The 12319-nt window shown below is 35.1% G+C and carries 12 protein-coding genes; 3 read left to right on the top strand and 9 right to left on the bottom strand.

Annotated elements, in window-relative coordinates; all coding sequences use genetic code 11:
- The first annotated feature begins 41 nt into the window (after positions 1–41).
- Together SLH51_RS14680 and SLH51_RS14675 are read left to right on the top strand one after the other, a co-directional pair.
- The gene (locus tag SLH51_RS14680; protein ID WP_335962091.1) at positions 42–758 is read left to right on the top strand and encodes a Crp/Fnr family transcriptional regulator; all 717 of its coding nucleotides are present in this window, start codon (positions 42–44) and stop codon (positions 756–758) included.
- A 329-nt stretch (positions 759–1087) separates the two neighbouring features.
- A complete protein-coding gene (locus SLH51_RS14675) occupies positions 1088–1288 on the top strand; it encodes an alpha/beta-type small acid-soluble spore protein (RefSeq protein WP_335962090.1) in 201 nt (66 codons plus the stop codon).
- Positions 1289–1338: 50 nt separating this feature from the next.
- Here the strand turns inward: SLH51_RS14675 and SLH51_RS14670 are convergent, their stop codons facing one another.
- The 3 genes from SLH51_RS14670 to SLH51_RS14660 form a co-directional block, all read right to left on the bottom strand.
- The gene (locus SLH51_RS14670; protein ID WP_335962089.1) at positions 1339–1875 is read right to left on the bottom strand and encodes a hypothetical protein; all 537 of its coding nucleotides are present in this window, start codon (positions 1873–1875) and stop codon (positions 1339–1341) included.
- Between the two features lie 263 nt (positions 1876–2138).
- Positions 2139–2978, bottom strand: a complete 840-nt coding sequence (locus SLH51_RS14665) for an aldo/keto reductase (protein ID WP_335962088.1) — start codon at positions 2976–2978, stop codon at positions 2139–2141.
- Between the two features lie 49 nt (positions 2979–3027).
- The gene (locus SLH51_RS14660) at positions 3028–3948 is read right to left on the bottom strand and encodes an aldo/keto reductase (protein ID WP_335962087.1); all 921 of its coding nucleotides are present in this window, start codon (positions 3946–3948) and stop codon (positions 3028–3030) included.
- Between the two features lie 266 nt (positions 3949–4214).
- Here SLH51_RS14660 and SLH51_RS14655 point away from each other — a divergent pair, with 266 nt between their 5' ends.
- A complete protein-coding gene (locus tag SLH51_RS14655; RefSeq protein WP_335962086.1) occupies positions 4215–5147 on the top strand; it encodes a 3'-5' exonuclease in 933 nt (310 codons plus the stop codon).
- A gap of 36 nt (positions 5148–5183) precedes the next feature.
- Here the strand turns inward: SLH51_RS14655 and SLH51_RS14650 are convergent, their stop codons facing one another.
- The 6 genes from SLH51_RS14650 to SLH51_RS14625 all read right to left on the bottom strand — a co-directional run bounded on the left by SLH51_RS14650 (position 5184) and on the right by SLH51_RS14625 (position 11917).
- On the bottom strand, positions 5184–5768 hold the full coding sequence (locus tag SLH51_RS14650; protein WP_335962085.1) for a hypothetical protein: 585 nt from the start codon (positions 5766–5768) through the stop codon (positions 5184–5186).
- Positions 5769–6439: 671 nt separating this feature from the next.
- Entirely contained in the window at positions 6440–7630 is a 1191-nt protein-coding gene (locus SLH51_RS14645; protein ID WP_335962084.1) for a cytochrome P450, read from the bottom strand.
- A 302-nt stretch (positions 7631–7932) separates the two neighbouring features.
- Positions 7933–8619: a dethiobiotin synthase gene (bioD, locus tag SLH51_RS14640; protein WP_335962083.1), complete on the bottom strand. Its 687-nt coding sequence runs from the start codon at positions 8617–8619 to the stop codon at positions 7933–7935.
- The gene (bioF, locus tag SLH51_RS14635) at positions 8616–9794 is read right to left on the bottom strand and encodes an 8-amino-7-oxononanoate synthase (protein WP_335962082.1); all 1179 of its coding nucleotides are present in this window, start codon (positions 9792–9794) and stop codon (positions 8616–8618) included. The genes bioD and bioF overlap by 4 nt, the downstream gene beginning before the upstream one ends.
- A complete protein-coding gene (bioA, locus tag SLH51_RS14630; RefSeq protein WP_335962140.1) occupies positions 9778–11145 on the bottom strand; it encodes an adenosylmethionine--8-amino-7-oxononanoate transaminase in 1368 nt (455 codons plus the stop codon). The genes bioF and bioA overlap by 17 nt, the downstream gene beginning before the upstream one ends.
- A complete protein-coding gene (locus SLH51_RS14625; protein WP_335962081.1) occupies positions 11126–11917 on the bottom strand; it encodes a 6-carboxyhexanoate--CoA ligase in 792 nt (263 codons plus the stop codon). The genes bioA and SLH51_RS14625 overlap by 20 nt, the downstream gene beginning before the upstream one ends.
- Positions 11918–12319 lie beyond the last annotated feature (402 nt).

Genomic DNA, 12319 nt, shown 5'->3' with positions numbered 1-12319 from the left:
TTCATCTATAATAAAGTGAATCGCTTGTTAGGAGGATTTTTATGACTAAACTAACGTTAGGTCGAACCATTCAACAAAATACATTTCACCTTTCAGAAAAAACACTATCATCTTTAACTGACATCATGTATGAACAACACGTTGAAGCTGGAACGTATTTATTTTGGGAAGGCGACACAGCTGATAAGCTATTTTATATAAAAAAAGGGCATGTAAAGTTAACAAAAAGCACATCCGATGGAAAAGAATATATATTAAATATGTTTGATAACGGTGACTTATTTGGTGAGCTAAGTAGCTTCATGTCCATCAACTACAGTTACAATGCAATGGCCATAACAGACTGTACTATCGGTGTGATCCAACAGAAGGATTTAGAAGTTATCCTTTGGCAGCACGGAGAAATTGCAGTCGAGTTCTTGAAGTGGACTCAATTATTGAACCAAATCACACAATCTAAACTACGCGACCTTACATTTCACGGGAAACTCGGTGCCCTCTGCTCCACCATTATTCGTATGGCAAATTCGTATGGAGAAACATTCGAAGATTACATTCGAATAACAAAAAAAGTAAAGAATGGCGAAATAGGCGAGTATATCGGAGCAACAAGAGAGAGTGTAAATCGCATGCTATCAGATTTACGTACAAAAGGAATCCTTGGTCAGGAAAATGGCTATATACTAGTCCATGACTTAAAGGCATTAAAAGATATTTGTCATTGTGAAGGATGCCCGTTAGAAATTTGTAGAATGTAAATAACATCTGGAGACCTATCTACTAACTTTAACGTTGATAGGTCTTTTATATACAGTAATGCTAGATGTGATGATGATCATAGAAATGCTCCTCTAAATTGTGTATCTTAGTTATTAGATTGTTTGTTTATGGGAGTGGAATAATTGTTAAATAATAATGTCATTGCAGTTGCCGTTGAAAAAGTATAGCGAAGTCACTACAATTTCCTTTTTTCGAAGAGGGATTTTTTTAATGTGTAACTACTTCATGAAATTACCAATTTTAATTCTACATAAAGTAGTCAGTTTCCAAACATACTACTATCAAAACATGAAAGAGGTGAAAATACATGCCAAATAATAATTCAAACCAATTAGTAGTACCAGGTGTGCAACAAGCACTGGATCAAATGAAATATGAAATCGCATCTGAATTTGGTGTTCAACTAGGTCCAGATACGACTGCGCGTGCAAATGGATCAGTTGGCGGCGAAATTACGAAACGTCTTGTACAAATGGCTGAACAACAAATGGGTGGATCTAAGTTTTAATAAAAATCTAGATAAAGCGCTTTGTGTAAGCGCTTTATCTATTTTATTAATTATTTAATCGAATCTGCTATTTCAATTAGCCCCTCCGCATTGAATTTTGGGATATGATTGGTATTACCGCCAATTATATATCCATAACCATTTTTTTGAAATAGCAGCAAATTAAAATAGTTATCAATTGTCTTTATGTACGCTTTGCTATGATCAGTCAGTGTGAGCACATTGTCTACAGGTGAGAGAAATGTTTCTATTTTCCTATCTGGTGCAAGAATGATGATAATGATATCCTGATGTGGTTTATTAAACATTCTCATAAAATGCAACGTAAGATCGCCTTGATTCGTAACTTTCCCATATCGGTGAGTAGGCTTAAAAGGCAAATCTTCAGGGAGATACACAATTGTGCTATGCTTCTCCTCAAACATTTCAATTGCTTTTTCAGCTCGAATATTACTAGTTAGTTGAATGAATTCCTCGATTTGCTCCTTACCGTATGTATTTCCATATACATTATTAATCTGATAGCAAAAGGTTATAAAACAAATAACGATACAAAGAGAAAGGTATTTACTTACTTGGATTATCACGAATGGGCCTCCAGCTTTTACTTTTTGAAAATACCTTAGTATTGTCCCTGCTTATTCATAAAAAATACGCCTTTTTAATAATATAGCAACTTAAATTTAATGCTCCTCATGACACCAATATTTAGCAAGACGCTTCAATGAGTTTTAAATAACATTCATTTAATGTAAAGAAAGGTAAGCTCCATCAGCGCCCACCTTCCTTATATTTTCCTATACAATTTATTAGAGAGGTCTATTACAGCCGCTTATATCTCATGGAAGTCTTATGCTTTATTGAACTCATCAGGATCTGGACCAATTCGCTGATCTTGATTTAACGCATTTATTTTACCGATTTCTTCTTCTGTAAGCTCGAAATCAAAGACATCAGCATTTTCAGCAATGCGATAAGATTTCACAGATTTTGGAATCGTAACTACCTCATTTTGTAAATCCCAGCGTAAAATAATTTGAGCCGTTGACTTATTATATTTCGTTGCAATTTCAGTTAGAGTAGGCTCATTAAGAAGTCCACCCTGCATTAATGGAGACCAAGCTTCAAGTTGAATTTCATTCTTTTTACAGAACTCTCGTAATTGTGTTTGGTTAAGACGTGGATGGTATTCCACTTGATTGACCATCGGTTTTATTTCACAATTTGCAAGCAAATCTTCAAGGTGATGAATGTTAAAATTACTTACACCAATTGCACGAATACGACCATCGTTATATAGCTTCTCCATTGCTCGCCAAGTATCTAAATATTTTCCTTGAGCAGGAACAGGCCAGTGAATTAAGTAAAGGTCCAAATAATCTAACCCTAATTTCTCTAAACTTTCATCAAATGCTGTTAGTGTAGTATCGTATCCTTGATTTGAATTCCATACTTTCGAAGTAACAAATATTTCGTCACGTGGGACATTTGATTCACTAATCGCTTTGCCTACCCCCTCTTCATTTTGGTAAATGGCAGCTGTATCAACGCTTCGATAGCCAAGCTCAAGTGCAGCTTTTACTGAATTCACAACTTCCTCTCCATCCTTTACTTGAAACACACCTAAACCTAGCCAAGGCATTTTTACACCGTTATGTAATGTCGTTGTACTTTGTAAGCTATTTACCATCCTTTATTATTATGATTAGACTTCATGACTCCTGCACTGTATCTCGCAATTAAACAGATTGTCGATGCTCTCTTGAAACCAGTTCTAAATCGGCAGTCATTGCATTTAGTTCTACCTGTTCAACACTCTTACACCCAGGGATAACACTAGAAACAGCTGGATGTTTCAAACACCAAGCAAGTGCCCACTGGGCCATATTAATACCTTCAGGTACTTGATAGCGTTCAATTTCTTCAACTAATTTTAATTGTTTTAACACTTTTGTTTCCTCGTGATTATTCCGTATATCGTTTTTATCGAATACTGCACCTGGCTTATATTTTCCACTTAAGTAGCCACTCGCTAAAGGTACACGTGCAAGAACACCTAAATTTTGTCGTTCACATGAAGGGAATACTTGCTCTTCCGGGGTGCGATCCAATCGGTTGTAAACTACTTGTATGACACTGGCATTCACCTCTGAGGCTAAGTCTGTTTGAAAAACATTATCATTCGATCCAATTGAAATTCCTAAATGCCTTACTTTTCCAGCATCTATTTGCTTAGCCAAAGCAGTCCAAAGATCGTCATTTTTAAAAGCTTCGTCATTCCCAGAATGAAATTGATAAATATCAACGTAATCTGTTTGAAGTGCTTTTAAAGAATCATCTAATTGTTTAATCACTTCTTCTGCTGACCAGTGATTAGTCCGCGCAAAAGATTCATGAAAGTGATGACCAAATTTTGTTGCAACAACCCAATCTTCTCTGTTGTCCTTTTTTAAGTACTTACCAATCAATTTCTCTGAGAGGTGATCACCATAACATTCTGCAGTATCTATTAAATTAACACCCAATTCCTTTGCTTTTTCTAAGATTTCATCTACTTCCTTTTGTGTGAAATCCTTGCCCCATTCACCTCCATATTGCCAAGTACCAATGCCAACTACGGATACATTCAAATCAGTTTTTCCAAGTTTACGGTATTTCATTTGTATACCCTCCTCTTTATAAACAATGAGTGTACCAAAAAACCTTCCATAAAAAGTATACGGTTTCAAGGAATCTCGAACAAGAACTGAAATAATGGTGAGATAGTAACATCTATGTTATTTACTATAAAATTTGTAGTTTATCTTGAAGTATCTCATAACAAAAAGTGTTAATGATAGTGCATTTTCAGTTATGGAATGTTTTGGTCCTTCTCTTTTTCATCAAACTGCCTTATAATTTCCTGTTGAAGGAAGGAGGGAATGAAATGGCAGAATTAAAACAGTATATTTTTTTTGATTTTGAAATGTTATGTTCAAATACAGGAATGACTTTTGCCTCGATGGAAGCTATTAGACTAGGAGCAGTAAAATTCGACATTGAAACGGAAGAAATCACAACTTTTGATCGGTTTATTAAACCAACATCAGCGAAGCCTTTAAGTGAGTTCTGTAAGGATTTAACTGGAATCCATGATCGTGATTTAAAAGATGCAGATGACTTCAAAATGGTATTCGAAGAATTTTTAACATGGGTTGGTGGTATTAAAAAATCGCGTTTCTTTTCATGGTCCCCTAGTGATATTTTCCGCCTTAAAGCAGATGCATCGATACATGAAATTTCAGAATCGACCATAAACAAAATTGAAAAACGCTATGTTGATTTTCAAGCAATCTTCACAAAACGAGTTTCTAAATCAAATGTGTCTGTAGAAACTGCATTGCATTTGTATGACTTACAATTTATTGGTGAGAAGCATAACCCAATGTTTGATGCGTACAATACTCTGCGCATTTATATTAATTTCTTAAATCAGCCAGTAAAATCGGATTTGATCATGGTAAGCCGTTTTATCTTTGAAAATGATCTTTATTCACTTGATCAAATAAATACGTATCTCAACGATAAACTACGTCAAGATTTACACTTTCTTATCGATCAGTGTGATATCTATCCAATAAAAAGTGCTAAGAAATTATTAAAAAGAATACGAAATCTAGTAAATAAATACAGCAACATTTTAGTTAATCGTTCTGGTGTGTTTAGCTATGAGAATATCTCATTAGTTCAATATCTAGTCGATTATTACTACCAATTCTTGTTAACCTACAATGAACATACAGCATATTCTTCAAAAATTCTAATATTAGACGATTATTTGATTCAGCCAGTAAATCATCTTTATTCGAAGCAAGGATGAAAATCTTGCTTCATACATACGAACTAGATATATTCATTATTTATAAGAGTCCATCATAATTTGCAAATGTTGTCTTGCAAAGTTATCTGCTGCTTTTTCATGTGGAATCATCCTATATTTTTTCTTTTCTTCTAATGTTACCCCATGTTTCATGTTTGCAATGAAACGCTCATAATAATATTCACCCTTGTCAAAGTAATCATACAATCTGTCTTTTTTGTTCTCCCCTCGCCCACCCATTAAAGCTTGTACGTAATGACCTACTTCATGGAACACTACAAATGAAGCATACTCAAAGCATGTTGTATGGTCCCTTTTCATATCATAAAGATACTCCTTATTTTGAAAATCTTCGGTCACTGACATGATGTTAATGTAAATGACAGGCTGAAAAGTCTTCCCTTCGTCAATAGCTAATTCCCCAGGGAAATTAATCGGTTCATCAGAAATATAAAATGTTAGATCATCGACAATCGTTTGAAAAATTGATGTCTTTAACCATTTAATCGTTTCATCAATGCCTTCTAGTCCTTGTTGCGCACACGTTCTAGATATTTTAAATTGTTGTTGTAAGAATTCTTCTCTTTCATAAATAAAATCAAGTGCCTTTATAATTTTCATTATTTGGCATCCCCTCTTTTCTTTTTGGTTGTAGAAGATGCCTTCAATCATGTAAGTAGGCTTCTGTTCATTAATTCTATTCAATACCCTTCGTTGGTATGATTTACAAAACATTCTGAAAAAAATGAATACAAATACGGATATGCATTATGCATATCCGTATTTGTTCATTGCCTCACTTTATTGAGTTTTTGGTCAGTTTCGTATCCATTACGGTGCTACGACTTCCCCCTGCATACATACGAAACCTCACTATATTACTTTTAGTTTTCTATTTCAAAAACGATCATATCCACTACTCTTATCCCGACTTCAAGATTGGTTCAGGGTAAGTAAAAAAGAAATCCTTTTTAATTTGAACCTGAATTAGCTGTCCTACAAACACCTTTTCAAATGATTAAATCCCTCTATATCATAAATTACAGTACATGAAATTATTCGAAGTTTCGATTTAACTAGCTAGTAAACAATGACGTTGACTTTTGATCATCACAAGCTGCCATTTCACTTTTATGTTTTCGTAATGATCAACATTGTATTGGAATTCTTTTGGAATTCATAGCGAACCTTTCTCTCTTCCACTACCCATTCTGTGCAAGGAAAACAATTAATTGTTCTACATTTTCATATAACATCTTAAGTAAAAGCTAATTCCATTGTTTTTTTTCACCTTATGTCATAATAATCGGCAGTTCTTTTAAAGCCCTAAAACCGGTAAGATTTCTCCATTCTACTTCACTAGTTTCAAGGTGGATCATTTTTGTGTTTTCTAATACGGTCCGAATCACTACTTGCGCTTCTATTTTTGCGAGGGTAGCACCAAGACAAAAATGAATACCGGTACCAAATGAAAGGTGAGGATTCGGGTTCCTTGTAATATCTAGGACATTGGCATTTATGAAATGTTTAGGATCTCGATTAGCAGCACCAATAAAAACATAGACATGATCTCCTTTATTTATCTCGGTTTGATTGATCTTAACATTTTCCGAAGCAATTCGAGCTGTCATTTGAGTTGGGCTCTCATAACGTAAAAATTCCTCAATTGCAGATTCTAATAATAAAGGGGTTTCTTTTAACTTTTGATATACTGAGGGATGTGTTAATAAACAGTATACTGAGTTACTAATTAGATTTACTGTTGTTTCATGTCCTGCAATAACAAGTAGTATACATGTTGAAAGTAATTCTTCATCTGTTAACCTATCTCCATTTTGATCTTCTGATAACAATAAACTAATTAGATCGTCCTTAAGATCTTGTTTTCTTTTTTGAATCAGTTCTTTAAAATAGGCGACCATTGCAATAATTGTCTCGTTTCCTTTAGCAAGGGACTCCCTGGAACGAGTTAGATCAATGCTTTGGATTAAAGTTAAAGCCCATTCGCGAAATAGACCCTTATCTTTTTCCGGAACCCCTAACATGTTAGCAATTACGAGGCTGGCTAAAGGAAAAGCAAATTCAGATATTACATTCATCTTCTTTTGAGATGTTACATTCTGAAATAAATCGTGAGCTGTTTCTTCTATCATAGGTATTAATTGCTTCAACGCTTTAGGGGTAAAACTTTCTCTAACAAACTTACGTATCCGATTGTGGTCAGGTGGATTTTTATAAAGCATCATCTGTTTTTGCACATTTTTTAAAATTTCATACTTTTGGGTTGTTTCCGGAATGGGAACGCGATTTTGAAAACGAATATCTTTTAATATCAAACTCGCTTCTTCATATCCTGTCACATACCAACCAGGATACCGCAAGAAATTGCCCCTATAAATAGTGTTCATTGAACGTATCTCATCATAAAAAGAATATGGATCCTGGACATATTCATACGTTTTGAACATTGGACTTTGATTCATGGTTAAAGCACCTCCTAAAGAAGAGTTGCGTTGAAGAAGAGTGTTTAAAATCCGTTGCAACTTCAACTGTATTTACACGATCATCATTCGTATGTGAAGTCATAATACATTCAGCATTCATAATCAGATTCAACTCCAACTTCACTTTATTCTCGTATTAATGCTTACGACTTTAATAAACTGGATGCATAAGTAGCAATACTCATCGTCAGACATTCTAATATTGAAATGACTCATCATTAGTTAATTCACGACCTGTAACACTTGTTTGATAGTTCCAACCATTGAACCTTATAAATCCCCTATTTTTTAAGTAGTATATCTAAATGAAGATGATCTTTAATTAATTGCTTAACTGTTACCTCCGAAATACACTTTAATTTCGGAGTTATACCTAAAATTGGAATTGAACACATCTCTTCTATAACTTTAGGACATGTTTTCTCGGCTAGGTTTATCTTTTCACTAGTTCCATTTATAATAATTCCAGTAATAGTTAAACCTAGTTTTTTTGCGTATTCTACAGTTAAAAAAGTATGATTAATAGTGCCTAGATTGGGCCGTGCTACGATTAGTACTGGAAGATTTAGTGCTTTGATTAAATCACTGACTAAATACCCCTTCCCTAAAGGAACTGATATCCCACCAGCTCCTTCGACGATAAAAAATTCATGTTTATTCCGAATTATATCCCAGTGTTTTAAAATATCTTCAAGTGATATGTTCTTTCCTTCTAGTTCCTGCGCAATCCCTGGGGCCAAAGGTTCTTCGAATTCAAATGGAGTGATTTCTTCAAGGGTGAGTGAGCTTTTAGACATCTTTTTCAACCAGTACGAGTCACTTTTTGGATCGCCTCGTTTAATTCCGCTCAACATTGGTTTAAATACACCAACATTCACACCTTCATCCCGTAAAACCCCTGCGATTCCACTAGAAATAACTGTCTTACCAACAGCTGTATCTGTACCTGTTATAAAGATCCCCCTCACTTAGTCACCTCTTGTTCTTTACGTATCGTTTCAAAAGCCTGGATTAATCTATCGATGTCGTCATAGGAATGCTCTGCAGTAACAGTCAAACGAATACGAGATTCTCCTTCCTTTACGGTTGGTGGCCGTATGGCAGGTGCAAATATATCATGCTCTTTTAGCTTGTTGGAAAACCATAAGGCTTTTTTTGCTTCGCCGATGATGACAGGAATAATTGGTGTCTTATTACCTTTTACTTTATATCCTAATGCTTGCAGTCTATTACGAATAATATTCACTTTTAGCATTAATGACTCTCTCATTCTCTGATCTACTTCAATTATATTAATCGCTTCATAAGAAGCAGCACACACACTAGGGGGAATAGCTGTTTGGAAAATAAATGTCCGTGCTTGATTAATTAAAAAGTCTTGTAATATGTAAGAACCAGCCACAAACCCACCTTCTGTTCCTATTGCTTTACTTAAGGTCCCGATCACCACATCTGGTTTGACTCCAAAATACTCACATGCTCCTCGTCCATTTTCACCCAAAATACCTGTGCCGTGCGCATCATCTACAATAACATAAGCATGGTAAGCTTTGGCTAAAGCTATGATTTTATCTAGCGGTGCAATATTCCCATCCATACTGAACACACTATCTGTAACGATAAAACGTCTATCATATATTTTCGTTTCTTTTAACTTATTTTCGAGATCTTGTAAATCAACATGCTTGTATATGATTGTTTTAGCTTTTGAAAGTCGACAGCCATCAATTATACTCGCGTGATTCAACTCATCACTTAAGATAATATCTTCGCTTTCAGGTAAGGAAGACAGAACGCCAACATTTGCGAGATATCCACTTGAGAAAAGCAGGGATGCCTCAGTTTGTTTAAAGCTAGCAATTCGATCTTCAAGTTTTTCATGCCAACTGCTGTTTCCTGTTGTTAATCTAGAACCACTACTCCCTACACCAAACTTTCTTCCAGTTGACTCTGCCGCATTAATTAGTCGTTCATCAGTCGCCAGGCCTAAATAATTATTAGAAGAAAAAACAATCTTTTTCTTTCCATTCATATCAACCTTAGGCTTAGGCCAGCTATTCATGACATTTAACTCTCGGTACAAGTTATTTTCTTTTATGTCAATGACCCTTTCTGCTAACCACGAATTAAATGTCGTGTACAAATACGGCTTCCTCCTCTTGGCAAACGACTTCTATCGCCTCCTTCATAATGTTAACCATTGTTTCCAGTTCATCTTTAGTACTAACAAGTGGAGGCATAAACACAATGACATTTCCTAATGGTCTTGTCAGCATTCCAAGTTCTCTCATCTTTAAAGAGACTTTATAGCCTATTCTCTTCTTAAATAGGAAAGGAGTTTTGGTTAATTTGTCTTGTACAAGCTCAATGCCACACATAAACCCTAACTGTCTAATATCACCAACATGAGTTAAAGAATGTAAGTCTGATAGGATTTCCTTCAGTTCTTCTGATTTATTCTCAACGGTTTGAACAATTTCATCAGTTTCAAAGAGACGCAAGTTCTCTAGTGCAACGGCACAACCTAATTGATTGCCTGTATAGGAATGTCCATGAAAAAAAGTTTTTAACTTTTCATAGTCATCATAAAATGCTTCATAGATTTGCTCTGTAGTAAACGTCACTGCAATTGGAAGATATCCTCCAGTTATTCCTTTACCGGCAGCCATTAAATCGGGCTGAACATTTTCATGCTCACAAGCGAACATTTTTCCCGTACGACCAAAACCAGTCGCAACTTCATCTACAATCATTAATACATCATACTTTGTACATAGAGCGCGCACTCCTGCTAGAAAGCCACTTGGCATTACAATCATTCCTGCAGCCCCTTGTACCATTGATTCAATGGTAAGGGCTGCAATTTCCTCATGATGAACCTTAAGCAGTTCTTCAAGCTTTTGTAAACATTCATCCCGACACTGTTTTGAATCTTCACTTTTTGATCGATATACATATGGAATTGGCGCTTTGAAACTTTCAAACATTAGAGGACCGTAGACACGATGAAAGAGCTCTACAGCACCCACACTTACCGCACCAATCGTATCGCCATGATACCCATCTTGCATGGAAACAAACTTTTGTTTTTGTGATTTTCCTACGTTTTTCCAATATTGAAATGCCATTTTTAGTGCGATCTCCATTGCTTCGGCACCACTATCTGAAAAGAAAACACGTGTAAGATTATCTGGAGATATTTCAACTAATTTCTCTGCAAGTTTTGTGGCTGGTACATTCGTCATTCCTAATAGAGTCGAATGAGCAATTTTCTCTAGCTGATCTTTTATCGCTTGGTCTAATTCTTTTTTTCTATGACCGTGAACATTAAGCCATACAGATGAAAAACCATCAAAATATTCCTTGCCATTAATGTCTTTCACCTTAATGCCATTCCCGCTCTCTATAATTAGAGGGTCTAGATCATAATCCTTCATTTGCGTAAAAGGTAACCATAAATGCTTTTTGCTTTTTTCAATTAAATCGTGTGTCATCATCTTCCTCCCAGTATAGTAGTGTGGGCTCTTTTTCAAGGTAATCTATATAGGTATCAATGTTCGGAACATTCTTAACAAAAATAATACGAAATCCTCTTTCATCACCATATTCTTTAAGCTTTGAAATTCTTTGATAACCTATTTTTTTACTTGCAACATAACCTGTAATATAATCTGGATCATCTGACCAACACAACTCAGCAAAAATTTCAGGATGGCTAGCTACTTTAGTTGCAAGTGTTATAGCTTCCTTTATTTTTAATTCACTCGGAATTTTCTGTCTTATAGCCCAATTATTAAAGTTGTCATTATCCCAATCCATTCGTGAAACACGTACTCCTTTTTCTCCTCTATTGTCGACTCGTTCACCCGAATGAACGTTTAATAAGATAGCTCCTCTCATCCCGGAATTTTCTGATTGTTCCATTAATTTGTATGCTTCTTCAATTGTTGGCCTAGGTACCCCGCATTTCTTAAGCAGATTAATTGCCCGTTGATGCCCTTCTTGTAGACTTGAAACATTATTTGTTTTGATACGTAAGGGCGCTAAATATTGAACAGGTTTTTCGACTTCCTCAAATTGAATTTGCATAAAATCTGGGTTCCCTCTTGAATGCATGATCGCCTTGTCCAACAAGGTATTTACGGCTTTTTTTATATCTTCATAGTTTGCTAGAACTTCTCCACCAGAAATATGCTTTCCACCTTTTTCATGAGGTCCTCCCTTTGCAGCTCTCATTCTAATACTATAAATTTTTTTATCCTGCATACGATTTAGCCTTTAGCGTAAAAGCATGTCTTAGAGGATTAGCTAATTGAAAAACAGTTAATTTCATTACTATAAAGTCAATAAACCTTATTAGGGGTCTATATTTGTATTCTGTACTTTTCATATATTTAGCATCTACACCTCCATGGTAATGTTAGCCATATATTAAAAAAATTTTACATCCCTACAGATTATATGTCAACCATTCATTTAAAATGGTTGACAATAGACAAAGGGCAAATAATAAAAACATCAATGGATTCTACAATATGTATTACCAACTTCTCGTTGGTCAGATATCTAAAAAAGAATGATTTTAAAAGGAAGGGGCCGTATTGTGGTGGCAAAGTGGTTTAAATCGATGAACCCTCTAATTTTATAATCAAGTATTCATTGGAATAT

Origin of the sequence: Halalkalibacter kiskunsagensis (genome assembly GCF_037027555.1) — a bacterium.
In the GTDB taxonomy this organism is placed as follows: domain Bacteria; phylum Bacillota; class Bacilli; order Bacillales; family Bacillaceae_D; genus Halalkalibacter; species Halalkalibacter kiskunsagensis.
This window is presented reverse-complemented; position numbering and strand designations above follow the sequence as displayed.

Coding starts and splice junctions, on each gene's coding strand:
- SLH51_RS14680 (WP_335962091.1), top strand. CDS start 42: ATGACTAAACTAACGTTAGGTCGAACCATTCAACAAAATACATTTCAC.
- SLH51_RS14675 (WP_335962090.1), top strand. CDS start 1,088: ATGCCAAATAATAATTCAAACCAATTAGTAGTACCAGGTGTGCAACAA.
- SLH51_RS14665 (WP_335962088.1), bottom strand. CDS start 2,978: ATGGTAAATAGCTTACAAAGTACAACGACATTACATAACGGTGTAAAA.
- SLH51_RS14660 (WP_335962087.1), bottom strand. CDS start 3,948: ATGAAATACCGTAAACTTGGAAAAACTGATTTGAATGTATCCGTAGTT.
- SLH51_RS14655 (WP_335962086.1), top strand. CDS start 4,215: ATGGCAGAATTAAAACAGTATATTTTTTTTGATTTTGAAATGTTATGT.
- SLH51_RS14650 (WP_335962085.1), bottom strand. CDS start 5,768: ATGAAAATTATAAAGGCACTTGATTTTATTTATGAAAGAGAAGAATTC.
- SLH51_RS14645 (WP_335962084.1), bottom strand. CDS start 7,630: ATGAATCAAAGTCCAATGTTCAAAACGTATGAATATGTCCAGGATCCA.
- bioA (WP_335962140.1), bottom strand. CDS start 11,145: ATGACACACGATTTAATTGAAAAAAGCAAAAAGCATTTATGGTTACCT.
- SLH51_RS14625 (WP_335962081.1), bottom strand. CDS start 11,917: ATGCAGGATAAAAAAATTTATAGTATTAGAATGAGAGCTGCAAAGGGA.